Source organism: Sphingomonas sanxanigenens DSM 19645 = NX02 (assembly GCF_000512205.2).
Classification (GTDB): Bacteria; Pseudomonadota; Alphaproteobacteria; order Sphingomonadales; family Sphingomonadaceae; genus Sphingomonas_D; species Sphingomonas_D sanxanigenens.
This window is the reverse complement of record NZ_CP006644.1, coordinates 5660232-5684920: the sequence shown is the minus strand read 5'-3', so window position 1 is coordinate 5684920 and position 24689 is coordinate 5660232. Positions and strand designations below refer to the sequence as shown.

The 24689-nt window shown below is 67.2% G+C and carries 24 protein-coding genes and 1 other RNA gene; 16 read left to right on the top strand and 9 right to left on the bottom strand.

Annotated elements, in window-relative coordinates:
- Positions 1–4: 4 nt before the first annotated feature.
- Positions 5–922: a non-homologous end joining protein Ku gene (gene ku / locus NX02_RS26110; RefSeq protein ID WP_025295109.1), complete on the bottom strand. Its 918-nt coding sequence runs from the start codon at positions 920–922 to the stop codon at positions 5–7.
- 91 nt (positions 923–1013) lie between these two features.
- On the opposite strand from ku, the gene pdxH reads away from it, so the two are divergent.
- From pdxH to NX02_RS26095, 3 genes are read left to right on the top strand one after another with little or no spacing between them, the layout of a single operon-like run.
- Positions 1014–1592 carry a pyridoxamine 5'-phosphate oxidase gene (gene pdxH, locus NX02_RS26105; protein ID WP_025295108.1) on the top strand — a complete coding sequence of 193 codons (579 nt, stop codon included), beginning with the start codon at positions 1014–1016 and terminating at the stop codon, positions 1590–1592.
- On the top strand, positions 1565–2500 hold the full coding sequence (locus tag NX02_RS26100; RefSeq protein WP_025295107.1) for a cation diffusion facilitator family transporter: 936 nt from the start codon (positions 1565–1567) through the stop codon (positions 2498–2500). Before pdxH ends, NX02_RS26100 begins: the two co-directional genes overlap by 28 nt.
- Positions 2497–3294: a PhzF family phenazine biosynthesis protein gene (locus NX02_RS26095; protein WP_025295106.1), complete on the top strand. Its 798-nt coding sequence runs from the start codon at positions 2497–2499 to the stop codon at positions 3292–3294. Before NX02_RS26100 ends, NX02_RS26095 begins: the two co-directional genes overlap by 4 nt.
- A gap of 4 nt (positions 3295–3298) precedes the next feature.
- Here the strand turns inward: NX02_RS26095 and NX02_RS26090 are convergent, their stop codons facing one another.
- Positions 3299–4420 carry a PQQ-dependent sugar dehydrogenase gene (locus NX02_RS26090; protein WP_025295105.1) on the bottom strand — a complete coding sequence of 374 codons (1122 nt, stop codon included), beginning with the start codon at positions 4418–4420 and terminating at the stop codon, positions 3299–3301.
- Positions 4421–4555: 135 nt separating this feature from the next.
- On the opposite strand from NX02_RS26090, the gene NX02_RS26085 reads away from it, so the two are divergent.
- From NX02_RS26085 to NX02_RS26035, 11 genes are all read left to right on the top strand, one after another.
- Entirely contained in the window at positions 4556–6496 is a 1941-nt protein-coding gene (locus tag NX02_RS26085; RefSeq protein WP_025295104.1) for an alpha/beta hydrolase family protein, read from the top strand.
- Between the two features lie 70 nt (positions 6497–6566).
- Complete coding sequence (locus tag NX02_RS26080; RefSeq protein WP_025295103.1) at positions 6567–7154, top strand: anthranilate synthase component II; 588 nt, start codon at positions 6567–6569, stop codon at positions 7152–7154.
- The gene (trpD, locus tag NX02_RS26075; RefSeq protein WP_025295102.1) at positions 7151–8143 is read left to right on the top strand and encodes an anthranilate phosphoribosyltransferase; all 993 of its coding nucleotides are present in this window, start codon (positions 7151–7153) and stop codon (positions 8141–8143) included. Before NX02_RS26080 ends, trpD begins: the two co-directional genes overlap by 4 nt.
- Positions 8143–8931 (top strand): indole-3-glycerol phosphate synthase TrpC, encoded by a 789-nt coding sequence (gene trpC, locus NX02_RS26070; RefSeq protein WP_025295101.1) that lies wholly within the window; start codon positions 8143–8145, stop codon positions 8929–8931. Before trpD ends, trpC begins: the two co-directional genes overlap by 1 nt.
- A complete protein-coding gene (gene moaC, locus NX02_RS26065; protein ID WP_025295100.1) occupies positions 8928–9401 on the top strand; it encodes a cyclic pyranopterin monophosphate synthase MoaC in 474 nt (157 codons plus the stop codon). The genes trpC and moaC overlap by 4 nt, the downstream gene beginning before the upstream one ends.
- On the top strand, positions 9398–10579 hold the full coding sequence (locus NX02_RS26060) for a molybdopterin molybdotransferase MoeA (protein WP_025295099.1): 1182 nt from the start codon (positions 9398–9400) through the stop codon (positions 10577–10579). Before moaC ends, NX02_RS26060 begins: the two co-directional genes overlap by 4 nt.
- Positions 10580–10636: 57 nt before the next feature.
- A complete protein-coding gene (lexA, locus tag NX02_RS26055; RefSeq protein ID WP_025295098.1) occupies positions 10637–11323 on the top strand; it encodes a transcriptional repressor LexA in 687 nt (228 codons plus the stop codon).
- A gap of 125 nt (positions 11324–11448) precedes the next feature.
- Positions 11449–12075, top strand: a complete 627-nt coding sequence (maiA, locus tag NX02_RS26050; RefSeq protein WP_025295097.1) for a maleylacetoacetate isomerase — start codon at positions 11449–11451, stop codon at positions 12073–12075.
- A 48-nt stretch (positions 12076–12123) separates the two neighbouring features.
- Entirely contained in the window at positions 12124–14241 is a 2118-nt protein-coding gene (gene ligA, locus NX02_RS26045) for an NAD-dependent DNA ligase LigA (protein WP_025295096.1), read from the top strand.
- A 75-nt stretch (positions 14242–14316) separates the two neighbouring features.
- Complete coding sequence (locus tag NX02_RS26040) at positions 14317–15000, top strand: Fe2+-dependent dioxygenase (protein WP_025295095.1); 684 nt, start codon at positions 14317–14319, stop codon at positions 14998–15000.
- Between the two features lie 98 nt (positions 15001–15098).
- The gene (locus NX02_RS26035) at positions 15099–16613 is read left to right on the top strand and encodes a PAS domain-containing protein (RefSeq protein WP_025295094.1); all 1515 of its coding nucleotides are present in this window, start codon (positions 15099–15101) and stop codon (positions 16611–16613) included.
- A gap of 31 nt (positions 16614–16644) precedes the next feature.
- On the opposite strand, the gene NX02_RS26030 is transcribed toward NX02_RS26035, so the two are convergent.
- From NX02_RS26030 to NX02_RS26015, 4 genes are read right to left on the bottom strand one after another with little or no spacing between them, the layout of a single operon-like run.
- A complete protein-coding gene (locus tag NX02_RS26030; RefSeq protein WP_084718099.1) occupies positions 16645–17163 on the bottom strand; it encodes a response regulator in 519 nt (172 codons plus the stop codon).
- Positions 17132–17563: an RrF2 family transcriptional regulator gene (locus NX02_RS26025; RefSeq protein WP_025295092.1), complete on the bottom strand. Its 432-nt coding sequence runs from the start codon at positions 17561–17563 to the stop codon at positions 17132–17134. The genes NX02_RS26030 and NX02_RS26025 overlap by 32 nt, the downstream gene beginning before the upstream one ends.
- Before the next feature lie 23 nt (positions 17564–17586).
- Positions 17587–18396: a transglutaminase-like domain-containing protein gene (locus tag NX02_RS26020; RefSeq protein ID WP_025295091.1), complete on the bottom strand. Its 810-nt coding sequence runs from the start codon at positions 18394–18396 to the stop codon at positions 17587–17589.
- A gap of 3 nt (positions 18397–18399) precedes the next feature.
- Complete coding sequence (locus NX02_RS26015; RefSeq protein ID WP_025295090.1) at positions 18400–19320, bottom strand: transglutaminase family protein; 921 nt, start codon at positions 19318–19320, stop codon at positions 18400–18402.
- 7 nt (positions 19321–19327) lie between these two features.
- Between NX02_RS26015 and NX02_RS26010 the strand changes: the two genes are divergently transcribed.
- Positions 19328–20125 carry an N-formylglutamate amidohydrolase gene (locus NX02_RS26010; protein WP_245648707.1) on the top strand — a complete coding sequence of 266 codons (798 nt, stop codon included), beginning with the start codon at positions 19328–19330 and terminating at the stop codon, positions 20123–20125.
- Positions 20093–20433: a transfer-messenger RNA gene (gene ssrA / locus NX02_RS31835) on the top strand. The genes NX02_RS26010 and ssrA overlap by 33 nt, the downstream gene beginning before the upstream one ends.
- Before the next feature lie 327 nt (positions 20434–20760).
- Here the strand turns inward: ssrA and NX02_RS26005 are convergent.
- The 3 genes from NX02_RS26005 to rpsO all read right to left on the bottom strand — a co-directional run bounded on the left by NX02_RS26005 (position 20761) and on the right by rpsO (position 24688).
- Positions 20761–21702 (bottom strand): sensor histidine kinase, encoded by a 942-nt coding sequence (locus tag NX02_RS26005; RefSeq protein WP_342671283.1) that lies wholly within the window; start codon positions 21700–21702, stop codon positions 20761–20763.
- A gap of 171 nt (positions 21703–21873) precedes the next feature.
- The gene (pnp, locus tag NX02_RS26000) at positions 21874–24213 is read right to left on the bottom strand and encodes a polyribonucleotide nucleotidyltransferase (RefSeq protein ID WP_025295087.1); all 2340 of its coding nucleotides are present in this window, start codon (positions 24211–24213) and stop codon (positions 21874–21876) included.
- Between the two features lie 205 nt (positions 24214–24418).
- A complete protein-coding gene (gene rpsO / locus NX02_RS25995; RefSeq protein WP_025295086.1) occupies positions 24419–24688 on the bottom strand; it encodes a 30S ribosomal protein S15 in 270 nt (89 codons plus the stop codon).
- Between the last annotated feature and the right edge of the window lies 1 nt (position 24689).

Sequence of the window (24689 nt, the reverse complement as noted above, 5' to 3'; positions counted from 1 at the left end):
CGGATCAGGCCCGCTTACGCGCCGCCGGCTTCTTCGCCGTCGGCTTCGAAGGGGTGGATTTCGAGGGGGCGGATTTTGCGGCAGCCGGTTTCGCCGCAGCACTGGTCTTCGCGCGCGATCGCGAACCGGCGGCGCCCGGCTTCTCAAGCGATTTCTTGAGAGCCGCCATCAGATCGACGACATTGGCCCCGCTCGGCCGCGGCTCGTCCGGCTCCGCGGTGATCTTGCGGCCCTTGGCCTTCTGCTTGCGCGCGACGAGTTGCTTGACCGCATCGGTATAATGGTCGGCGAACCTGGTCGGATCGAAAGGCTTGGCCTTTTTCTCGATCAAGGTCTCGGCGAGTTCGAGGAGTTCGGCGTCGGGCGCGGTGCTGCCGATCTCGCGGAAATAGGTCTGCGCGCGGTTGACCTCATCGGCATAGCGCAGCGTCTCGAGCACCATGCCCTTGCCGCAGGGCTTGAGGCTGACGACATATTCGCGACCCCGCATGGCCAATTGGCCGAGCCCCACCTTGCGGCTCCGCTTCAGCGCCTCGCGCAGGACGATATAGGCTTCCTCGGCAAGGTCGTCCGCCGGCACGACGAAATAGGGCTTCTCATAATAGAGCACGTCGATGTCGCCGGCATCGACGAACTGGGTGAGTTCGAGCGTCTTCTTGCTCTCCAGCTTGACCGCGTCGATTTCTTCCGGGCTCAGCAGCACATAATCGCCCTTGCCGACCTCGAACCCCTTCATGATCTCGTCGGTATCGACGGGGCCGATGCCGGGGACGACCTTCTCATATTTGATCGGCTTGCCGGACGGCTCGTGGATCTGGCGGAAGGTGACCGCGGCGGTCGACCGGGTCGCCGGATAGATCTCAACCGGTATCGACACCAGGGCCAGGCGGATTTGTCCCTGCCAATAGGCGCGCGCGGGCATTGCGGCTCTCCTTCGTTGCGGCGGCGATTCAATCCCCGGCGCGCGGAGTCGTTCCCTCGACTTGGGCAGGACGCACGCCTAGATCAGCGCCATGACCGACGATCCGATCAAGCTGTTCGACCGCTGGTATGCCGAAGCGCAGGTCAGCGAGCCCAATGATGCCAACGCGATGGCGCTCGCCACGGTGGATGCCGAAGCGCGCCCGTCGGTGCGGATGGTACTGCTGAAGGGGCATGGGCCCGAGGGCTTCGTGTTCTACACCAACCAGCGCAGCCGCAAGGCGACCGACATCGCCGGCAATCCCAATGTCGCGCTGCTGCTCCACTGGAAGTCGCTGCGCCGGCAGGTGCGCATCGAAGGGGCGGTGGAAACCGTGTCTGACGATCTGGCCGATGCCTATTTCGCCAGCCGCCATCCCTTTTCGCAGCTCGGCGCCTGGGCATCGGACCAGTCGGCGCCGCTGCCCGACCGCGAGACGTTCGAGGCGCGCTTCGCAGAGGCCCAGGCGCGCTTCGCCGGTGGCGACATTCCGCGCCCGCCGCATTGGTCCGGCTATCGGCTGAGCCCGACGCGCATCGAATTCTGGCAGGATCGCGAGTTCCGCCTGCACGAACGCCGGCTGTTCACCCGCGTCGACGGTGGATGGCAGGACGGGCTGCTCTACCCGTGATCAGCGCGCGGGGCGCCGCGCTCGCCAGCGTCGCCACCGCGCTGGCGCTGATGGCGCTCAAGGGCTGGGCGGTGCTGAGCACCGGTTCGGTCGCGATGCTGGGCTCGCTGGCGGACAGCGCGCTCGATCTGATCGCCTCGCTGGTCACGTTGCTCGGCGTCCATGTCGCGGCACGCCCCGCCGATCGCACCCACCGCTTCGGCCATGGCAAGGCGGAGGCGCTCGCGGCACTGTTCCAGGTGATCGTGATCACCGCCTCCGCCTGCGGTATCGCCTGGCAGGCGATCGACCGGCTCGTCGAAGGCTCGACCACCGCCAACGCCGAATATGGCATCACCGTCTCGATCGCAGCACTCGTCATCACCACGGCCTTGCTCACCTATCAGCGGCGCGTGATCGCCGCGACCGGATCGGTCGCGATCGGCGCCGACAATGTCCATTACCAGTCAGACCTGCTGCTCAACGGCGCGGTGATCGTGGCGCTGGTGCTGGACCAGTATGTGGGCGTGCCCGGGGCCGATCCGGTGTTCGGCGTGCTGATCGCGCTGTGGCTGCTCTTCGGCGCCTGGCGCGCCTCGTCGCACGCGATCGACCAGTTGATGGACCATGAATGGCCCGAGGAGAAGCGCCGGCGCTTTCTTGAAATCGCCGCCGCCGACCCCGGCCTGATCGGCATCCATGATCTGCGCACCCGCACCAGCGGCAACACCGACTTCGTCCAGTTCCACATCTGGGTGGATCCGAAGATGACGATCGCCGAAGCGCATGACCTGATGGAGGCGGCGGAAGCGCGGCTGAAGGCGGCCTTCCCGGAGACCGGGATCATCATCCACCCCGATCCCGAGGGTCAGGTCGACGAGCCCGGCAACCCGCTCGCCGAAACCGACGAGACGGCGCGGCTGGGGTGACGGGGCTGCATTACGCGCTGGTCGACGCCTTTGCGGACCGGCCCTTCACCGGCAATCCGGCAGCCGTGGTGCGGATCGACGGCGCGTGGCCCGAGGACGCGCTGCTGCAGGCGATCGCGGCGGAGACCAACCAGCCGGAGACCGCCTTTCACCGCGTCGCCGAGAATGGCACGATCGACTTGCGCTGGTTCTCGCCGGCAACCGAAGTGGCGCTGTGCGGCCATGCGACCCTTGCCACCGGGCACATCATCCTCTCCGTCGATCCGCTACGGACGCGGGTCGATTTCCGGACACGGCACTCCGGCGTGCTGACGGTGACGCGCGACGGGGACGGCTATGAACTGGCACTGCCAACGCTGGCGCTTTGCCCGCACCCCTTGCCGGCGTTCGTCGCCGCGCTCGGCCTGGCCGACGAACCCGTCGCCACGCTGTGGCACGCGCAGGGCTATGCGCTGATCGTGCTGGCCGATGCCGACGTCGTACGGCGCGCCGCCCCCGACTTTCGCCGCCTGGCGGCCGAGGGCAATATCCTGACCATCATCACCGCCCCCGGCGACGACACCGACGTCATCAGCCGCGCCTTCGCGCCCGGCGCCGGGGTGGACGAGGATCCGGTGACCGGATCGGCGCATGCGGCGATGGCGCCCTGGTGGGCCGCGCGGCTCGGCCGCAGCCACTTCAGCGCCTTTCAGGCCTCGCGGCGGGGCGGGCGGCTCGATTGCCGGGTGGAGGGCGACCGCGTCATCCTGCGCGGTCGCTGCATCACCACGATCGAGGGCGTCCTGCGCCGCTGACCGCTCAGCCCGCCGGCGTCAGCTTGAGCAGCCGGCCTTGCGAGTCGCCGCCATCCTCGAGCAGCCAGATCGCGCCATCGGGCCCCTCCTCCACCTCACGGATACGCGCGTCCATATCCCACTGGTCGCCCTTCTTCGCGTTGGTGCCGTCGAGATCGACGCGCAGCAGCGCCTTGCTGGAGAGGCCGCCGATAAAGGCATCGCCCTTCCACTGCGGGAACAGCTTGCCCGAATAGATCATCAGCCCGCCGGGCGAGATCGCCGGGTTCCACCAGACCTTGGGCGGCTCAAACCCGTCGCCGGCGCGATGATCGGGGATGTCGCGGCCGTCATAATGGTCGCCGTTCGACGCCTTGGGCCAGCCATAGTTGAGGCCCGGGCGGATGAGGTTGACCTCGTCCCCGCCCTTCGGCCCCATTTCCTGTTCCCAGAGGTTGCCGGCGCTGTCGAAGGCGAGGCCGAGCAGGTTGCGATGGCCATAGGACCAGATTGCGGGGTGGAAGCCCTTGGCGGCGAGCGGATTGTTCGCGGCCGGGGTGCCATCGTCGTTGAGGCGCAGCACTTTGCCCAGGGTCGCCTTGGGATCCTGCGCCGGATCGAATTTCTGCCGCTCGCCGTTGGTGAAGAAGAGATGGCCGTCGGGCGCGAAGGCGATGCGGCCCGAATAATGGCCATTGCCCTCCAGATACGGCGTCGCGCGGAAGATCACCTGGACATTGCCGAGCGCGGGCGCCGCGCCATCCTGCAGCACGCCGCGGGCGAGCGCGACGCCCTTGCCGCCCTGCCCGGTCTCCGAAAAGCTGAAATAGACCAGCTTGTTCTCGGCGAATTTGGGGTGCAGCACCACGTCCATCAACGCGCCCTGCCCCGCGCTGTCGACCGGCAGCGTGCCTGAGACGACCGCGCGGCTCTTGCCGTCAGCGGACAGCAGCAGCATCTGCCCCTGCTTCTCGGTCACCAGCATGCGCCCGTCGGGCAGGAAGGTCATCGCCCAGGGCGAATCGAGATCGGCGACCACCTCCGCCTTGAACGGCCGCGCGCCATCCGACTGCGCGGAGACGCCGGTCTGGGTGCAGGCGGCGAGCAGCGCCGCGGCGGGAATCAGCACGCGCAGTGAAGCCATGATTTCAGCCTTCCTCTATCCTTGGCCTGCGAACGCCCGCGGCGCAGCGCGGATCCATCCATCACGGACCGTTTCCCTTCTTGCATGGATCGCGTGGCGCCGCATAGCGTCCGCAAGGGGTCTTGCGGGGGCAGGTACATGCGATCGATCGTTTTTCTGGCGTCCACGCTTTGGACGGCGCAGCCGGCAATCGCGTCGGCAGAGGCCGCGCCGCCGGCTGCGGCACCCGTCGCGCTGGCGAAGCCGACCGCGGCCGATCTCGGCGCATTGCCCTTCATGAACCTGCCCGCGCTGTCACCCGACGGCACCAGGATGGCGGCGCGCGGCCATATCGAGGGCCGTACGGTGATGGTCGTGAGCACGTTTTCGGCGACCGACACCACGAGCGTCACGCTGCCACTGCCTGCCGACCATCAGGTCGAGTGGTATCGCTGGGCGGGCGATGGCAAGCTGCTGGTAAGCATCAGCCGGCTGAGCCGGTTCGAGGGCGAGGAAGTGCGCCTCACCCGCGTGGTGGTGATCGACATCGCCACCAGCAGCACCATCGTCGCCGGCCCCAAGACGCAGGGCATGGATGGCGACGACGTGATCTATGTCGATCCCGCCGGCGCCTATATCCTGCTCAGCACGCAGGCGACGATCTACGATTATCCATCGGTCCATCGCATCGAACTGGCGACCGGGAAATCGCGCCAGATCGTTGCCCAGGCGCAATATGTATGGCGCTGGTTCGCGGATGCGAGCGGCGTCGTGCGGGGCGGGATCGGACAGACCGGCGGCAACTGGTGGGTGGTCTATCGCAGCGCCGCCGACGCGCCGTTCAAGCGCACGATCCAGCGCAAGGCCGGCGGCGGTGGCACCGAGGTCGATCGTTTTGAACCGACCACGGGACAGGACAGCGGCTATGCGGTGGCCACCAGCCCCGCCGGGCGCTTCTCGCTCTATCGCTATGATTTCAGGACCGACGCGCTCGGCGCGCTGGTCTATGAGAACCCCGCAGTCGACATCGACGATTATGATATCGACGCAAGCGGCAAGCTGCGCGCGGTCTATTATACCGACGAGCATGGCATGGTCGAATGGTTCGATCCCGCGCTGAAATCGTTCCAGGCCCGGCTGAACAAGGCGCTGCCGGGCAGCATCGTCCGTATCGTTTCCACGAACCGCGATCGTACGCGGTATCTGGTCTGGGCGGGCGGATCCGACGATCCGGGAAGCTATTTCCTGTTCGACAAGACCACCAACGTGCTGGCCCATGCCTTCACGCCGTTCGACCGACTGGCGGACAAGCAGCTCGCGCCGATGAAACCCGTTCGCTACAAGGCGCGCGACGGCTTGGAGATCCGTGGCTATCTGACGTTGCCGCCGGGCCGGGATGCCAAGAACCTGCCCCTGATCGTGATGCCGCATGGCGGCCCCTTCGCGCGCGACGCGTTGGGCTATGACCCATGGGTGCAGTATCTCGCGAGCAAGGGCTATGCCGTGCTGCAGCCCAATTTCCGCGGCTCCACCGGGTTCGGCAAGGCGTTCGTCGAACGCGGCACCGGCGCCTGGGGGCGCGGCATGCAGGACGATATCGACGATGGCGCCAAATGGCTTGCGAGCAGCGGCGTCGCCGATGCGAAGCGCGTCTGCATCATGGGCGCGTCGTTCGGCGGCTACGCGGCGATGTGGGCGGCGGCGCGCAACCCCGATATCTATCGCTGCGCGATCAGCTTCGCGGGCATTTCGGATGTCGGCTCGATGCTGCGCTACGATCGCAGGCAATTCTCGGCACCGCGCTATTTCAGCGATTGGCGCGAACGCGTGGCGGGCGACAGGAATTTCCAGCTCGACCAGATCTCGCCGCTGTCCGCGGTCGACCGCATGACCGTGCCGATCCTGATCGCGCACGGATCGAAGGACAGCAATGTGCCGATGTCGCAATCGCGCCGGCTGCACGAAGCGCTGACCAAGGCGGGCAGGGCGCATGACTATGTCATCTATGAGGGCGAGGGCCACGGCTTCGACAAGCCGGAGAATTCGGTGGATTTCCTCGAACGCGTGGGGCGCTTTCTCGACAAGCACAATCCGGCCTGACGCGCGGGGTGCGCGGCGGCAGCGGTTCACGCCCCTTCCGTTGCGCCGCACCACGTTCTAAGGCCTCTTCATGATCCTCGTCATCGACAATTATGACAGCTTCACCTGGAACCTCGTCCATTATCTGATGGAGCTGGGCGCCGAGGTTGAGGTCGTGCGCAACGACGCGATCTCCGCGGGCCAGGCGCTGTCGTCCGGCGCGGAGGCGTTCCTGATCTCGCCGGGGCCGTGCACGCCCAACGAGGCGGGGGTCTCGCTCGATCTCGTCGCCGCCGTTGCGGATGCCGGACGGCCGCTGCTCGGCGTTTGCCTTGGCCACCAGTCGATCGGCCAGCATTTCGGCGGCAAGGTGGTGCGTGCCCCGCAGCTCATGCACGGCAAGACCAGCGCGGTCGGGCATGACGGCACAGGCCTCTATGCCGGCCTGCCCTCCCCCTTCACCGCCACCCGTTATCATTCGCTGGTGGTCGAGGACATCCCCGCCTCGCTCGTCGTCAACGCGCGCACCGCGGACGGGACGGTGATGGGCTTCCGCCACGAAAGCCTGCCGATCCACGGCGTGCAGTTCCACCCGGAAAGCATCGCCACCGAGCACGGTCATGCGATGCTCGCCAATTTCCTCGCGATCGCCGGCATCGCGGTGAAGGAGCGCGCATGACCACGGTCGCGCTGCTGCCCGATACCAATTCGCCGCTTTCGACCGAGAGCGCCTATGCCGCCTTCGCCGACATCCTCGACGGCAAGGCGAGCGAGGAGGCGATCATCGCCTTCCTCGTCGGCCTCACGGAGCGCGGCGAGACCAGCGTCGAGATCGCCGCCGCCGCCAAGGCGATGCGCGAACGGATGATCGCGGTCTCGGCGCCCGTGGGTGCGGTCGACGTGTGCGGCACCGGTGGCGACGGCCACCACAGCCTCAACGTTTCCACCGCCGTCTCGATCATCGTTGCCGCGTGCGGCGTGCCCGTCGCCAAGCATGGCAATCGCGCCGCATCGTCCAAGGCGGGCGCCGCCGACACGCTGGAAGCGCTCGGCCTGGACCTCGACCGTGCCGGTCGCCTCGCCGAGGAAAGCCTGAACGAGATCGGCATCGCCTTCCTGTTCGCGGCGAACCATCACCCGGCGATGAAGCGGATCACGCCGATCCGCCGCAAGATCGGCAAGCGGACGATCTTCAACCTGATGGGCCCGCTCGCCAACCCGGCCCGCGTCACCCGCCAGCTCATCGGCATCGCCCGGCCGGACTATGTGCCGGTCTATGCCGAGGCACTGGCGCTGCTCGGCACCGAGGCGGCGATGGTCGTCTCCGGCGAGGAAGGGTTGGACGAGCTTTCGGGCGCCGGCCCAAGCCGCATCGCCGCGATCGGCCGCCTGCCCGTCGGCACCAGCATCTCGCCCACCGAGGCCGGCCTGCGCGCGCACCCGACCAGCAGCATCCATGGCGGCGACCCGGCGTATAACGCCGCCGCGCTGCGCCGGCTGCTGCTGGGCGAACCCGGCCCCTATCGCGACGCGGTGCTGCTCAACGCCGCGGCCGCGCTGATCGTCGCCGGCCGCGTCGATGGCTGGCCGGAGGGCATCGAGGAGGCCGGCGAGGTGCTCGACAACGGCCTCGCCAACGCGCTGCTCGACTGCTGGATTGCGTTCTGATGACCGACATGCTCGCCGAAATCTGCGCGACCAAGCGCCTCGAGGTGGATCGCCGCAAGGCGCACACGCCGTTCGCCGATCTCGAAGCCCGCGCGCGCGCGGCGACGCCGCCGCGCGGCTTCCGCGCCGCGCTGGACGCCAAGGCTGCGACCGGCCATGCGCTGATCGCCGAGGTGAAGAAGGCCAGCCCCTCCAAGGGGCTGATCCGCGAGCATTTCGATCCGCACGCGCACGCGCTCGCCTACCAGTCCGGCGGCGCCGCGTGCCTCTCGGTGCTGACCGACGAGCCCTATTTCATGGGGCATGACGATTATCTCGTCGCGGCGCGCGCGGCGGTGTCGCTGCCCTGCCTGCGCAAGGATTTCTTGGTCGATCCGTGGCAGGTGACCGAGGCGCGCGCGCTGGGGGCGGACTGCATCCTGATCATCGCCGCCGCGCTCGACGATGCGCAGATGGCCGATATCGAGGCGGAGGCGATCCGCTGGGGCATGGACGCGTTGGTCGAGGTGCATGACGCCGACGAGCTCGAACGGGCGCTGAAGCTGCGGTCGCGGCTGATCGGCGTCAACAATCGCGACCTGCGCGATTTCTCGATCTCGTTCGAGCGGACCTACGAACTGGTCGATCGCGCCCCCGCCGGCTGCACTTTCGTCGCCGAGAGCGGGCTGCGCGACAAGGCCGATCTCGATGCGATGGCGGCGCGCGGCGTCCGCTGCTTCCTCGTCGGCGAGGCGCTGATGCGGCAGGACGATGTCGAGGCGGCGACGCGCGCGCTGATCGTCGGATGAGCGGCCTCACCCATCTCGACGCCGATGGCGCGGCGCGGATGGTCGATGTCTCGGCGAAGGCGGTCACCACGCGCGAGGCGGTCGCCGAGGGCCGCATCCTGATGAGCGCGATGGCGCGCGACGCGATCCGCGACGGGCTGGTCAAGAAGGGCGATGTGCTCGCGGTCGCACGCGTCGCCGGGATCATGGCCGCCAAGCAGACCAGCAATCTCATCCCGCTGTGCCATCCGCTGCCGCTGTCATCGGTGGAGATCGACCTGAACGTCACCGAAGAAGGCGTCGCCGCCACCGCCACCGCGCGCATCGCCGCGCAGACCGGCGTCGAGATGGAAGCGCTGACCGCGGTCTCGGTCGCGCTGCTGACCGTCTACGACATGGCCAAGGCGCTCGACAAGGCGATGCGGATCGAGGGCATCCGGCTGCTCGCCAAGCGCGGCGGCAAGTCCGGAGACTGGCACGCCGACGCATGAGCCTGCTGCCGGTCAGCGAGGCGCAGGCCCGGCTGTTCGCGCTGGCACCGCCGGTTGCGATCGAAAGCGTCGCCATCGATGACGCCGCCGGCCGCTGGACCGCCGAGCCGATCGTCGCGCTGCGCACCCAGCCGTGGCGCGACCTTTCCGCGATGGACGGCTATGCACTGCGCTTCGCCGACCTCGAAGACAAGCTGACGGTGATCGGCGAAAGCGCCGCGGGACGCCCGTTCGACGGCGATGTCGGCGCCGGCCAGGCGGCCCGCATCTTCACCGGTGCGGCGCTGCCGCCGGGCGCGGATACCGTGTTGCTGCAGGAAGAGGCACGGCGCGAGGGCGACGCGCTGTGGCTCGACGGCGAAGGCCCGTTGCGCCGGGGCGCCCACATCCGCCGCGCCGGTTCGGACTTTCTTACCGGCGACATGCTGATCGAAGCCGGCATCCGCCTCGGCCCGGCGCAGCTCGGCCTCGCGGCGATGGGCGGGCATGGCCGCCTGCCCGTCCGGCGCCGCGTGCGCGTGGCGATGGTCGCGACCGGTGATGAACTGGCGCTGCCCGGGGCGCCGCTGGTCGAAGGCGTCCTGCCCGCCTCCAACGGCCCCATGCTGCGCGGGCTGCTCGCCGGATTGCCGGTCGAGATCGTCGACCTCGGCATCCTTCCCGACCGGCTCGACGTCCTGGCCGACGCCTTTCGCGCCGTCGAGGCCGACATCCTCGTCACCACCGGCGGCGCGTCCGTCGGCGATCACGACCTCGTCCGCCCCGCGCTGGCCGCGGCCGGCGCCGAAATCGACTTCTGGCGGATCGCGATGAAACCGGGCAAGCCGCTGATGGCGGGACGCCTCGGCAACACCGTCGCGCTCGGGCTGCCTGGCAATCCGGTCTCCGCCTTCGTCACCGCCCGCCTCTTCCTCGTGCCCCTGGTGGCGGCGCTGTCCGGGGCCGCGCAGCCTGCGCCCACGCCGTTGCCCGGCGTGCTCGGCGGCGACCTGGCGGCAACCGCCAACCGCGCCGAATATGTGCGCGCGCGCATCGTCGACGGCCGCCTGGTTCCCAGCGCCACCCAGGACAGCGCGGCGATGCGCGCGCTCGCCCGCGCCGATGCGCTGATCTTTCGCGAAGCCCACGCCGAACCCGCAAAAACCGGCGAGTCGTGCTTCTTTCTGCCGCTCGCTTGACACCTTTTGTTCCGCGCTTTACGTGTTCGCCATTCGTTCCTTTGGAAGGTGCTGGCGATGTTGACCCGCAAGCAGCATGAGCTGATCTGCTTCATCCACGACCGGCTCGCCGAAACCGGCGTGTCGCCTTCGTTCGAGGAGATGAAGGAAGCGCTGGACCTGAAGTCGAAATCGGGTGTCCACCGCCTGATCAGCGCGCTCGAGGAGCGCGGCTTCCTCCGCCGTCTGGCCAACCGCGCCCGCGCGCTCGAAGTCGTCAAGATGCCCGAGCGCGCCGAGCGCAAGCCGGCTGCGGCGGCATCCGCCCCGGTGGCCGCGCCCGCCAGGGCGCCGGCCCGCGCGGTGCCGATTGCCGCGAACGACGTGGTCGAAATCCCGCTGCACGGCCGTATCGCCGCTGGCGTGCCGATCGAGGCGATGGAGAGCGACCGCATGCTCTCGGTGCCCGCCGCCCTGCTCGGCACCGGCGATCATTATGCGCTGGAAGTCTCCGGGGATTCGATGGTCGAGGCCGGCATTCTCGACGGCGACTATGCGCTGATCCGCCGCACCGACATCGCCCGCGATGGCGAGATCGTCGTGGCGCTGGTCGACGATGCCGAGGCGACGCTCAAATATTTCCGCCGCGAAGGCTCGATGGTCCGCCTCGACCCGGCCAACCGCGCCTATGATCCGCAACGCTACGCGCCGGACCAGGTGCGCATCCAGGGCAAGCTGGCCGGGTTGCTGCGCCGCTATCATTGATGCCAACTAAGCCCCTCCCCTTCAGGGGAGGGGTTGGGGTGGGGAATGACCGGCTGCTCCGAACCTGGCGACAGACCCTCACCCCAACCGCTCCCCTGAAAGGGAGGAAAAGAAGGGGAGAGAAGATGCCCATTCGCCTGTTCGATTATTGGCGCTCATCTGCCAGCTATCGCGTTCGCATCGCACTGAACCTCAAGGGCGTCGCCTATGAGCGGGTCGCGGTCGATCTGCTGGCCAGCGAACAGCGCGCGCCTGGGCATCTCGCGCGCAACCCGCAGGGCTTCGTGCCGACCCTGGAGATCGACGGGATCGAACTGACGCAGAGCCTTGCGATCATCGACTATCTCGACGCCAACTATCCCGACCCGCCGATGGTCTCGAAGGATCCCGCCCGGCGCGCCAAGACGCTGGCGCAGGCGCTGACGATCGTCGCCGACATCCATCCGCTCAACAATCTTCGCGTGCTCAAGCATCTCAAGCGCGAATTCGGCGTCGACGACGCCGCGCGCGACGACTGGTATCGCCATTGGCTGCGTGAGGGTCTGCTCGCGCTGGAAGCCATGGCCACCGGTTCCGGCCGCTACCTCGGCGGCGACGCGCCCGATATGGCCGATGTCTGCCTGGTGCCGCAGATGTACAATGCCCGCCGCTTCGAACTGCCGCTCGACGATTTTCCCACGCTCGTCAGGATCGATGCCGCCGCGCAGGAGATCGACGCATTCGCCGCGGCGCATCCGGATCAGGCCAAGTAGCGTTCCGAGATACTTGATCCGCCGCGCCGCCGGTGGGAGAGGGTCGGCATGACCGACGAGGAAGCCGCCGCCGAACTCGCCCATCTCGCCAGCGAGATCGCCCGCCACAACCGCCTGTACCATGATCAGGACGCGCCAGAGATCAGCGACGCCGATTATGACGGCCTGATCCGGCGCAACGCCGCGCTGGAGGCGGAATTTCCGCACCTCGTCCGCAGCGATTCGCCCTCGCGGCTGGTCGGCGCCCAAGCGACCGGCGTGCTCGCCAAGGTGACGCACGCGCGCGCGATGCTGAGCCTGGAGAACGCGTTCGACGATGCCGACGTCATCGAATTCGTGCTGCGCGTCCGCCGCTTCCTCGCGCTCGGCGAGGGCGATCGCGTCGCGCTGACCGCCGAACCCAAGATCGACGGCCTCTCCTGTTCGCTGCGCTACGAGAAGGGCAGGCTGGTGCTGGCGGCGACGCGCGGCGACGGCCAGGTGGGCGAGGATGTGACCCCCAACGTCCGCACCATATCCGACATTCCGGAGCAGTTGCCGGCCGGTGTGCCCGACGTCTTCGAGATCCGCGGCGAGGTCTACATGGCCAAGGCCGATTTCGCCGCGCTCAACGCGCGCCTGCTGGCCGAGGCCGGCGACCCCGCGAAGGCACGGCAATTCGCCAATCCGCGCAACGCCGCCGCCGGATCGCTGCGCCAGAAGGATGCGGCGATCACCGCGGCCCGCCCGCTGCGCTTCCTGGCGCATGGCTGGGGTGAAGTGTCCGCACTGCCCGCCGAGACCCAGCATGGCGTGATGCGCGCGATCGAGAACTGGGGGCTGCCGGTGAGCGACCTGCTCGTCGAATGCGTCCAGGTGGAAGCGGCGCTCGCGCATTACCGGCGCATCGAGGCGCGCCGCGCCGACCTGCCGTTCGACATCGACGGCGTCGTCTACAAGGTCGATCGGCTCGACTGGCAGCAGCGGCTGGGCTTCGTCGCCAAGGCACCACGCTGGGCGATCGCGCACAAATTTCCCGCCGAGCGCGCGCAGACGACGCTGCGTGCGATCGACATCCAGGTCGGCCGCACCGGCAAGCTCACCCCGGTCGCGCGGCTGGAGCCGGTGACGGTGGGCGGCGTCGTCGTCACCAACGCGACCCTGCACAATGCCGACGAGATCGAGCGGCTCGGCGCACGGCCGGGCGACCGCGTCGTCGTCCAGCGCGCGGGCGACGTCATCCCCCAGGTCGTCGAGGTGCTGACCCGCGACGAGGAGCGTCTCGCCTTCCTCTTCCCCGCCCAGTGTCCCGAATGTGGCTCGGATGCGGTGCGCGAGGAGGGCGAGGTCGACATTCGCTGCACCGGCGGGCTGATCTGCCCCGCGCAGCGCGTCGAGCGGCTCCGCCACTTCGTGTCGCGCGCCGCGCTCGACATCGAGGGACTCGGCGGAACGACGATCGAAAGCTTCTTCCGCGACGGGCTGATCGAATCGCCGGCGGACATCTTCCGCCTGCACGAAAAGCGTGACGAACTGCTGCAGCGGGAGCGATGGGCGGAAACCTCGGTCGATAATCTGCTGAAGGCGATCGACGACCGCCGCAACGCACCGCTCGACCGCGTGCTGTTCGCGCTCGGCATCCGCCACGTCGGCGGCGTCACCGCACGCGACCTCGCGCGCCGTTACCGCTCGTTCGAAGCGTTCCTCGGCGTGGTCGAGGCCGCCCGCGCCGCACGCAGCGGGCTGGAGCCGACGCCGGCCGAACCCGAGCGAAAGTTCGTGATCCGCCGCGACAAGGCCACCGTCGCCGCGATCGACACCCCCGGCGTCGGCCCCGAAGTCGCCAACGCGCTGCTCGATTTCTTCGACGAGGCGCACAACCGCGAGGTGATCGACGCGCTGCGCGACGCCGGCCTCACCCCCGCGGACGTGATTCACGAGACGCGCGCCTCCGAAGTCAGCGGCAAGACCGTGGTGTTCACCGGCTCGCTGGAGACGATGAGCCGCGACGAGGCCAAGGCGCAAGCCGAGGCACTGGGCGCGAAGGTCTCGGGATCGGTCTCCGCCAAGACCGATCTCGTCGTCGCGGGGCCGGGCGCCGGCTCCAAGCTCAAGAAGGCGAGCGATCTCGGTATCAAGGTGATCGACGAGGCGGAGTGGGCAAAGATCGTCGCCGCGGCGGGGTGAAACGGGGCCGCGGGGGTATGCAATGGGGCGGAACCGCCCATTGCCTCGCCTATTGCGAGCCGTTATCAGCACCGCATGATCCTCCATATCGAGAAGGTGCTGGATGGCGCGGCGCTGGCGCGGTTTCGGCATATGCTGGCCGATGCGCCGTGGGCCGACGGCAGGGTAACCGCCGGCTATCAGTCGGCGATCGCCAAGCGCAACCTGCAACTGCCGGAGGATTGCGCGGCGGCACGCGAACTGGGCGGAGCGATCGAGGCGGCGCTGGCGCGCAGCCTGCTGTTCCAGGCGGCGGCGCTGCCGGCGCGCATCTTCCCGCCATTGTTCAACCGCTATGAAGGCGGGCATGATTTCGGCACGCATGTCGACAATGCGATCCGCATCGTGCCGCGCACGGGAGAGCGGATCCGCACCGATCTGTCCGCCACGGTGTTCCTCGCCGATCCCGCCGACTATGACGGTGGCGAACTGTTGATCGAGGATGTCTATGGCGCCCAGTCGGTCAAGCTGCCGGCCGGCGACATGATCCTCTATCCCGCGACCAGCCTGCACCGCGTGGCGCCGGTGACGCGCGGCGCGCGCGTCGCCAGCTTCTTCTGGATCCAGAGCCTGATCCGCGAAGATGCGCAGCGCGGCATCCTGTTCGACATGGACATGGCGATCCAGCGATTGCGCGCCGATGTCGGCGACGACCACCCGTCGCTCGTCACGCTGACGGGATGCTATCACAATCTGCTGCGACGCTGGGCCGACTGCTGAGCACGGCCCCCTGCTGTCGACATTCGATCGCCCATGCCGCAATGGCTCCTTTTGTGGGGCAACGCGTTTGGGTGGACAGTTAGGGAAGACCAGACCGCGTGACACTCGACGAACATCATCGGCTCGACACGCTCGCAGCCTATCGCATCCTGGATACGCCGCCGGAACAGGGCTTCGACGAGATTGTCGGCTTCGCCGCCGCGCTGTGCGAGACGCCGACCGCGCTCATCAGCTTCGTCGACCGCGACCGGCAATGGTTCAAGGCGCGCATCGGTCTCGACGCCACGGAAACCGCGCGATCGCTGTCGTTCTGCGACCGTGCGATGCGCGCCGACGACCTGATGGTGGTGCCCGATGCCACGCGCGATCCCCGCTTTGCGGACAATGCGCTCGTCACCGGCGGAATCGGCATCCGCTTCTACGCCGGCGCGCCGCTGCGCACGCCTGACGGCACGGCTCTGGGCGCGCTCTGCGTGATCGACACGCAGCCCCGTGACGGGCTGACGCCGCTGCAGGGCCATGGATTGACGGTGCTCGCCGCGCAGATCATGGCGCGGCTGTCGCAGCGCCGGCAGGATATCGAGCACGAAGCGCAGGGCCTGCAGAATGCGCGCGCGCGCGCCGAAAGCGAGGAGAAGTTCCGCCTGCTTGCGGATGCGATGCCGCAAATGGTGTGGTCGACGCTGCCGGACGGCTATCACGACTATTACAATGCGCGCTGGTACGACTTCACCGGCGTGCCACCGGGGTCGACCGATGGCGAGGGCTGGAACGGCATGGTTCATCCCGATGATCAAGCCCACGCCTGGGCTGCCTGGCGGCATGCGCTCGATACGGGCGAGCCCTATGAGGTCGAATATCGCCTGCGCCACCACAGCGGCGTCTATCGCTGGGCGCTGGGCCGCGCGCTGCCGATGCGGGGAGAGGATGGCCGGATCACGCGCTGGTTCGGCACATGCACCGACATCGACGAGTCGAAGCAGGCGCGCGAGCAGCGCGACATCGTCGCCCACGAACTCAGCCATCGCATCAAGAATATCTTCGCGGTGATCGCCGGACTTGTCGGTTTTTCCGCGCGGACCCATCCCGAGATCAGGCCGCTCGCCGACGATCTGCGCGAACGGATCATGGCATTGGGACGCGCGCATGATTTCGTGCGTCCGCACAGCGAGGTATCGCGGCCGACGCTGGTCGGCTCAGCGCTGCACGGGCTGCTCGAGGCGCTTTTCAGCCCGTATCGCGCCGAGGAGCAGCCGCGCGTGCTGGTGGGTGGCGTGAACCCCGATATCGACGATCGTTCGGCAACGCCGCTCGCGCTGCTGTTCCACGAACTGGCGACCAACGCGGCGAAATATGGCGCGCTTTCCAACATGGTGGGCCATGTCGATCTTTCGATCGCCGAAGAAGAAGAAGGCGCCGCCTATCGCTTTCGCTGGATCGAGCATGACGGCCCGCCGGTCGCTACGGACGGCAACGGCGGAACCGGCTTCGGTGGCCGCCTGATCGCGCTCAGCGTCGAGGCCCAGCTCAAGGGAAGGCTCGAACGGCGGTGGCAGCCATCGGGGCTGGAAGTGGACGTGACGATCCCGGCTGCATCGCTGGTTCGCCACTGACGGCTGGCTTCGGGCCAGTCGCCGACAGCCGTCAAGCGAAAAGCCGAAGCTCGGTGGGGGGCGGACCGTCGGCGGCAGCAAGATAGTTGACTGTCGCGATCAGCGAATTGTCCGAGATCGGCTTGCTGACCACGCCCAGGGCGCCTTTGATCCCGTCACCCAGTTGCGCCGGGTTGGCGGTGACGAAAACCACCCGCACGCCGAATTCGTTGGCGAGGCGGCGGCCGATCTCCGGACCCGTATGTCCGTCGCGCAAATTGACATCCACCAGCGCGGCATCGGCGGTGGGGCCGAGCGACAGCGCGGTTTCCTGGTCGGCAGCAATGCCCACGACCTCGCAGCCCAGCGAGGTGAGGATATGCTCCATGTCGAGCGCCACGAAAATTTCGTCTTCGACGATCAGGAAACGTTTGCTCATATTCCCGCAATCTGGCCGTTTGTGCTGCCTAAGAATGCGCGAGCAGCCTTTATTATCCGTTGCCGTGTGAATTTTCCGAGACTGTGGCACGCACGCCGCATTACGCGGCTTCGAGCGTCCTGCCCGCCGCATCCGCAAGACTGGTGCCATCCAGGATACGCGCGGTCTCGTCCCGCACGCGCGCCATCGCGTGGCGAATGGCGCAGGCCGTCTCGTCCCGGCAATCCGGGCAGCGACGATAGCTGGTGCGGCTGACACAGGGCACCAGCGCCAGCGGCCCTTCAATCACCCGGATGATATCGCCGAAACTCACCAGATGCGGCGGCCGGGAAAGCCGATAGCCGCCCAACTTGCCGCGCTGGCTATCGACCAGCCCCGCGTCGCGCAGATCGGCAAGGATGAATTCGAGAAACTTGCGCGGCACCTGTGCCTCTACCGCGATGCGCGCCATCGCCATCGGCCGGCCGGCCGACGGCAGGGCCGCCAGCACCATCATCGCACGCAAGGCATAGCGTGAGCGCTGGGTGAGCATGACCTAAAGATAGAGCCTGCCGGTCATGGCACAAGCGGATCGATCGATATCGCAGTCCTGACCTCGAAATCGGTGAGCGTCGCGCGGCCGAAGCTGGTGGTGAAGGCGGTATCCGTTGCATCCCGCCCCTGGGCCATCAGGATGCGTTCCCGCGCGGCGTCCCCGGATCCGGCATCGAGCGCATGCCAGCGCTGCCCGATATAGACTTCGAGCCAGACCGCGAAATCGGTCGGTGCATCGCTGCCCTCCGCCAGATAGCCTGTGCAATAGCGCGCGGGAACATTCATGCAACGGCACAGCGCGATGGCGAGATGGGCGACGTCGCGCGCGACGCCGACCTGCTCGCGATAGGCCTCGAACGCCGTGCGCGTCGGCCGTGCATGCTGGTAGCCGACGTCGAGATGCCCACGCACATGGTCAATGATGGATCGGACCAGCACGGCATCGCGCGGCAACCCGCCGAACAGCGACCAGGCGACATCCGCCAACCGGTCGGTCTCGCAATAACGGCTGCCGAGCAGATAGACGAGGACGTCATCGGGGAGGTCGGCAACCTCGTGGCAGCGCGCGTCGGCGCCGAGCGGCTCCACCGGCGCCTCGCGTTCGATCAGAAAATCGCATGACAGCGTCAGCGCCCCGGGCGGCATGGTCAGGCGGGTGCAGACATTGCCGAAACCGTCGATATAGTCATACATCGGCACGTCGGGTGCGGTTACGATGCGGTGCGGCGTCAGCAGATCCTGATGGCGCGACGGGTGCACGCTGAGCATCGCCATCATCGGCGTCGCGACATCTGTCTCGTAGCGAATTTCATAGCCTGCGCGGATCGCCATCGCCTATTCCTCCACCGCCGCGACGCCTTCGGGGATCGGTTCGGGCGTATCCGCCTCGACCTCGATGTCGACCGAAACATTCATGTCGATGAAGCTTCCCGGAAACCCCATCCAGGTGCCCGAGATCGGCACGGCGGTGTAGATATCCCGCGCGATCGCGACGCGGATCAGGTCATGATTGCCGATGATGCCGTTGGTGGGATCGAATTCGACCCAGCCCGATCCCGGCAGATAGACGCGTACCCAGGCATGCGTGTTGCCCCCACCAAGCCGCCGCTGCGTCCGCGGTTTAAGGCTGTAGACATAGCCCGAGCAGAAGCGCGCGGCGAAACCGAGCGCGCGGACCGCCTCGATCATGAACATCGCATAATCGCGGCAGGTGCCCTTGCGGCTCGTCATCGTCTCGATCGGGCTCTGGGTGCCCTTCTCATGCCGCGCGACGTAGGTGAATTCCTCGCGAATCGCCGTGGTCATCGTCTTGAGCATCGTCAGCGTCTCGGTCGGGCCGCTGCCGTTGACGAAGCGGCGCGCCCATCGATCGATCCGGCGCTGGGGATCGAGATGCTGGCGCTCGATCGAGCGCAGCAGGTCCGGCATGTCCTCCGACGAATAGGTGAAGGGATAGGTCCGCGCATAATCCTCGATATGCACGTCGTGCAGATCGGCGGGGCGATGGTGCATGCGCACCCGGCTGTCGAAGACCAGCCGGTCGGCGCGGCGATCGAAGGTCGCCACCGCCACCGAATTGCCGAACACGTCGTGCAGCCAGCGCAACTCGGACGGCGGCGGATCGATGTCGAGCGTGGCTTCCAGCACATGCTGGTCATAGCTCTCGCGCGGGCGCACCATGATGCGATGCTCGCCGAACGAAACCGGCTTTTTGTAGTTGTAGGTGGTGAGGTGCGAGAGATTGAGAAGGGGCATCGCCACCGTGGATCAAGAGGATATGCGACGGACGGCGCTGATCGGACCCGATGACCCGCCGCCTTTCACCATCATCAACCCCGAAGGCCAGGCATCGTTCCTGCTGATCGGCGATCATGCCGGCGATGCCGTGCCCGCCAGCCTCGACGGACTGGGGGTCAGTGCGGCCGAACGGGCGCGGCATATCGGCCGCGACATCGGCACCGCGCGACTGGGCATGCTGCTTGCGGCGGCGCTTGACGCGCCCTTCGTCGCGCAGACCTATTCGCGGCTGGTGATCGACTGCAATCGCGATCCCGCTTCGACGGATGCGATGCCGGCGGTGAGCGACGGCACCGTGATTCCCGCCAACGCGGCGCTCTCGCCCGCCGACCGCGCGGCGCGGACCTGCGCGATCCACGCCCCTTATCATGCGGCGATCGCCGCGCTGATCGCGCATCGTCTGGCCAGCGAGAGGCGGATCGTGCTGATTTCATTGCACAGCTTCACCCCCGTCATGGGCGGCATCGGCCGCCCCTGGCATGCCGGCGTGTTGCATGATGGCGGCGATACGCGCTTTGCACGCGCGATGCTCGCGGCGCTCCGAACCGAGCCCGACCTGCTTGTTGGCGACAACGAGCCCTACCGGATGGACGCGACCGACCACAGTGTGCCACGCCACGCCTATCCGACCGGTCTGCCTTATCTGGAGCTCGAGATTCGGCAGGATTTGCTGGTGTCGGGCGCGGGTGTTGCGGGCTGGGCCGCGCGGCTCGCGCGGCTGTTTCGCGCCGCCCTTCCCTTCGCTGCAACTTCGCCTATATAGGGCGTTGCCGGCTACGGCCGGCTATGGCGATAAATGATACCGCGCTTCGGCGCAGCGGACCCGGGGGCAGTACCCGGCGGCTCCACCAGAAACCTCCGGAAACGGGGGCTCCTGACGGGGCCGAACCAGGATCGACGTGCGGACGGACACGGTGTTTTTGCCCGGGCTGAGTAACCCGTTAAAGGCTCGAAACCACAAGTGCCAACGACAACGAGGCGCTCGCGATTGCCGCGTAATCACGGCCTAACGGCTTAGATTACAAGGCTTGAACGCGGTTCGGGCCGCACCGGGCAACAGAAGCGGATTCCAGCGGCTCCGGGGGGGCCGGGCAACAGAACCCCCCGACCTTCTTCATCGCATGCCCGCGGCCGGCCCCTTCAGGGATGAGACGGTAACGACGCGCGCCGTTTGCCGATGTTACCGAAATGTCATTTGGTTCATCGTTAAAACAGTTCTATCCGTCTCGCCGACGGCCTTCGTTGCCTGAGGTTAAGGAACAATCTGCTTTGTTCCTTCGTACCGGATGGTAAGCAAGGTCAGAAACCGAGCCAATCGGGTCGCACATGGGCCGGCGTGGTGCATAGCATCGCGCCGGTCTTTCGCTGTCCAGCGCAGGAGAGACGGCCTGAGCGACGTCAGTGCGGGATCGAGAGCCGCGCCTCGGTGCCGCCTTCGGCAATCAGTTCGAACCGCCCCCTGAGCTGCTTCGCCAGCATCGACGCGATACCCAGCCCGAGGCTGGGCGACGAAGCGAGCGAGAAGCCTGCAGGAAGACCATGGCCATCGTCGCGGATGCTGACGACCACGCCGCGCGCATCGTCGACCACCCGCACCGTGATCCGGCCACTGGCGCGCCCGGAAAAGCCGTGCTCGATCGCGTTGGCGACGGCCTCGGCCACGATCAGCGCGACCGGGATTGCCGCGTCGGGCTCCAGCCGAAGATCGGCCGGGGCATCGATCTCCAGGCTTACCCCGCCATGCCCATTGGCCTCGACGATATCAGCGCAAAGCTGCTCGAGGAACGTGCGCAGCCCCAGGCCGCCGCCATCCGGATCGTGCAATTGGCGGCTGATGCGGCCGATCACGCCGAGGCGACGCGATGCCTCGTCCAACGCATTGAGCGCCGTCGGATCGGTGATGCCGCGTTTCTGCAGGCTCAGCAGCGCCGCCACCATCTGGATGTTGTTGGACACGCGGTGCTGGAGTTCGCGAAACAGCAGCGCGCTGGTCTCGCGTTCCTTCGCCAGTCTACGATTGGCGGCCATCATCAGTTCCACCAGCGCGATCTGCGTGACGACCACGAAGGTATAAAGCGTCATTGCTGCGACCGTGACAGCCGTGATCGCGAAGCTGTGATAGGGTGGAATGAAATAATACCACGCCAGCAGCCCGCCAACGACGGCGGCGATCACCCCCGCGCGCAGCCCGAACAAGACGGCCGCTGCGACCACCGCGGGGAAGAATGTCGCGTAGGGAAAGCCCACGGGGAGCAACGGATCGGCCGCGCGGCGGATCAGATAGGCAAGGGCGAGGAGCGCCAGGGTCGCCGCCAGCGCCATCAGCGGACGATCCGCCAACAACGGCAATCGTTGAAAGAAGCCCGTCCTGCGCATCGCCCCGCCACACCCCTGCCGACCGTTTAGCACAGTCGGCGATCGGCGCCAGCGGCGCCATTCTCCGGTCTTGCAAAGAAAAAAGGGGCACCGCGAACGGTGCCCCTCTTTCATTTCCCGCTGATGCGCGGACGATCAGTCGTCGTCGCGCTTCAGGAAGGCCGGTGCGAATTCGGGCTCGGGGCCGTCATCCTTCTCCGAACGCTCGCGGCGCGGGCCGCGATCGCCACCACGGCCACCGCCGCCATCACGACGCCCACCGCCGTCACGACGCGGGCCACGGTCGCCATCGCGACGCGGGCCACGATCACCGCGATCGCCGCGATCACCACGGTCACCGCGCGGCGCACGCTCTTCGCGCTGCGGGCGGGTATCTTCCAGCTCGGCGCCGGTCTCCTGGTCGACGACGCGCATCGACAGACGAACCTTGCCGCGGCTGTCGATCTCCAGCACCTTGACCTTGACCTCCTGGCCTTCGGTCAGGGCGTCGGCGACCTTCTCGACACGCTCGTTCTTGATCTCCGAGACGTGGACGAGACCGTCGCGGCCGCCCATGAAGTTCACGAACGCGCCGAAATCGACGAGGTTGACGACCTTGCCGTTGTAGACCTTGCCGACCTCGGGCTCCTCGACGATGCCGAGGATCCAGGCGCGGGCGGCCTCGATCTGGGCGACGTCGGACGAGCTGATCTTGATCAGGCCCTCGTCGTCGATGTCGACCTTGGCGCCGGTGGTGGCGACGATCTCACGGATCACCTTGCCGCCGGTGCCGATGACTTCGCGAATCTTCGCCTTGTCGATCTGCATCGTCTCGATGCGCGGCGCATGCGCCGAGAGCTCTTCACGGGTGTGATCGAGCGCCTTGGCCATCTCGCCCAGGATGTGCGCGCGGCCGGCATTCGCCTGCTCGAGCGCGACCTTCATGATCTCCTCGGTGATGCCGGCGATCTTGATGTCCATCTGAAGGCTGGTGATGCCCTCGCTGGTGCCCGCGACCTTGAAGTCCATGTCGCCGAGATGATCCTCGTCGCCGAGGATATCCGACAGGACGGCGAAATCCTTGCCTTCGAGGATCAGGCCCATCGCGATGCCCGAAACCGGGCGCTTGATCGGCACGCCGGCATCCATCATCGCGAGGCTGCCGCCGCACACCGTCGCCATCGACGAGGAGCCGTTGGACTCGGTGATGTCGCTGGTGACGCGGATCGTGTAGGGGAACTCGTCCTTGGTCGGCAGCACCGCCTGTAGCGCACGCCACGCCAGCTTGCCATGGCCGACGTCACGACGGCTCGGCGCGCCGAAGCGGCCAACTTCGCCGACCGAATAGGGCGGGAAGTTATAGTGCAGCATGAAATGCTCGTAGTGCAGCCCGGTGAGGCCGTCGATCATCTGCTCCGCATCCTTGGTGCCAAGGGTGCAGGTGGCGATGGTCTGGGTCTCGCCACGGGTGAACAGCGCCGAACCATGCGCGCGGGGCAGGAAATGCGCCTCGGCGAGGATCGGGCGGACCGTCTTGGTGTCGCGGCCGTCGATGCGGATGCCGGTCTTCAGGATGGCGCCGCGGACGATCTCGGCTTCCAGCTTCTTGACCAGCTTCATCGCGGCCATCTGGTCCTGCGGCGTCGCGTCGCTGAACGCGTCCTTCGCCTTGGCGCGGGCGGCATTGAGCGCCTCCGAGCGGGCCGACTTGTTGGTCAGCTTGTAGGCGGCGGCGATGTCGGTGCCGATCAGCTTCTTGAGCTTGGTCTTGGCAGCGGAAACATCGGCCTGCGCCGCCATTTCCCACGGATCCTTGGCGGCCTGTTCGGCGAGATCGATGATCGCGTCGATCACCGGCTGGATGCCGCGGTGGGCGAACATCACCGCGCCCAGCATGATCTCCTCCGAAAGCTCCTTGGCTTCGGATTCGACCATCATCACCGCGTCATGCGTACCGGCGACGACGAGGTCGAGTTCGCCTTCCTCGATCTGCGTGTCGGTCGGGTTGAGCTGATACTCGCCATCCTTGTAGCCGACGCGGGCAGCCGCGATGGGGCCCATGAACGGCACGCCCGAAAGCGTGAGCGCCGCGGACGCGGCGACCATCGCCAGCACGTCCGGCTCATTCTCGCCGTCGTACGAGAGCACCTGCGCGATGCAGTTGATCTCGTTGTAGAAGCCTTCCGGGAAGAGCGGGCGGATCGGGCGATCGATCAGGCGGGAGACGAGGGTCTCCTTCTCGGTCGCGCCGCGCTCACGCTTGAAGAAGCCGCCCGGGATACGGCCGGCGGCCGAATATTTTTCCTGGTAGTGGACGGTGAGCGGGAAGAAGTCCTGCCCTTCCTTCACCGACTTGGCGGCGGTCACTGCGCAGAGGACCACGGTCTCGCCGAGCGTCGCGATCACCGCGCCGTCGGCTTGGCGGGCAACGCGGCCCGTTTCGAGTGTGAGGGTCTGTCCGCCCCACTCGATGCTTACCTTCTTGGTATCGAACATCTGATTTCCTTCATACCGGCAGCCCTATGCCGCCGGGGCCTATGTGCGGGCGTGCCGGCCCGCGCGGTTCGGGACGAATACTCGTCCCTGAGTGAGCGAGCGGCCGGATTGCCGTTCGTCCCGTCGTCGCGGCGCCTGTTTCGGCGCCGCATGCATCCGGCAGGGCCGGAATGCGAAAAGAGCCCCGCGAGCGGGGCTCTTAGCGTTACTTGCGAAGGCCGAGCTTCGCGATGAGGTCCGTGTAGCGGGTCCCGTCCTTCTTCTTCAGATAATCGAGAAGCGAACGGCGCTTGTTGACCAGCATCAGCAGACCACGACGCGAATGATTGTCCTTGGCGTGGGTCTTGAAGTGCTCGGTCAGGTTGGTGATCCGCTCGGTGAGGATCGCGACCTGGACCTCGGGGCTGCCCGTGTCGCCCTCGAAACGGGCGTTGTCCTTGATCAGCACGTCCTTGCGCTCGGCGGTAATCGTCATA

Bases quoted from the DNA above. Each gene is read 5' to 3' on its own strand.
- ku (WP_025295109.1), bottom strand. From the start codon at position 922: ATGCCCGCGCGCGCCTATTGGCAGGGACAAATCCGCCTGGCCCTGGTG.
- pdxH (WP_025295108.1), top strand. From the start codon at position 1,014: ATGACCGACGATCCGATCAAGCTGTTCGACCGCTGGTATGCCGAAGCG.
- NX02_RS26100 (WP_025295107.1), top strand. From the start codon at position 1,565: ATGGCAGGACGGGCTGCTCTACCCGTGATCAGCGCGCGGGGCGCCGCG.
- NX02_RS26085 (WP_025295104.1), top strand. From the start codon at position 4,556: ATGCGATCGATCGTTTTTCTGGCGTCCACGCTTTGGACGGCGCAGCCG.
- NX02_RS26080 (WP_025295103.1), top strand. From the start codon at position 6,567: ATGATCCTCGTCATCGACAATTATGACAGCTTCACCTGGAACCTCGTC.
- trpD (WP_025295102.1), top strand. From the start codon at position 7,151: ATGACCACGGTCGCGCTGCTGCCCGATACCAATTCGCCGCTTTCGACC.
- trpC (WP_025295101.1), top strand. From the start codon at position 8,143: ATGACCGACATGCTCGCCGAAATCTGCGCGACCAAGCGCCTCGAGGTG.
- moaC (WP_025295100.1), top strand. From the start codon at position 8,928: ATGAGCGGCCTCACCCATCTCGACGCCGATGGCGCGGCGCGGATGGTC.
- NX02_RS26060 (WP_025295099.1), top strand. From the start codon at position 9,398: ATGAGCCTGCTGCCGGTCAGCGAGGCGCAGGCCCGGCTGTTCGCGCTG.
- lexA (WP_025295098.1), top strand. From the start codon at position 10,637: ATGTTGACCCGCAAGCAGCATGAGCTGATCTGCTTCATCCACGACCGG.
- maiA (WP_025295097.1), top strand. From the start codon at position 11,449: ATGCCCATTCGCCTGTTCGATTATTGGCGCTCATCTGCCAGCTATCGC.
- ligA (WP_025295096.1), top strand. From the start codon at position 12,124: ATGACCGACGAGGAAGCCGCCGCCGAACTCGCCCATCTCGCCAGCGAG.
- NX02_RS26040 (WP_025295095.1), top strand. From the start codon at position 14,317: ATGATCCTCCATATCGAGAAGGTGCTGGATGGCGCGGCGCTGGCGCGG.
- NX02_RS26030 (WP_084718099.1), bottom strand. From the start codon at position 17,163: ATGCGGCGGGCAGGACGCTCGAAGCCGCGTAATGCGGCGTGCGTGCCA.
- NX02_RS26025 (WP_025295092.1), bottom strand. From the start codon at position 17,563: ATGCTCACCCAGCGCTCACGCTATGCCTTGCGTGCGATGATGGTGCTG.
- NX02_RS26020 (WP_025295091.1), bottom strand. From the start codon at position 18,396: ATGGCGATCCGCGCAGGCTATGAAATTCGCTACGAGACAGATGTCGCG.
- NX02_RS26015 (WP_025295090.1), bottom strand. From the start codon at position 19,320: ATGCCCCTTCTCAATCTCTCGCACCTCACCACCTACAACTACAAAAAG.
- pnp (WP_025295087.1), bottom strand. From the start codon at position 24,213: ATGTTCGATACCAAGAAGGTAAGCATCGAGTGGGGCGGACAGACCCTC.
- rpsO (WP_025295086.1), bottom strand. From the start codon at position 24,688: ATGACGATTACCGCCGAGCGCAAGGACGTGCTGATCAAGGACAACGCC.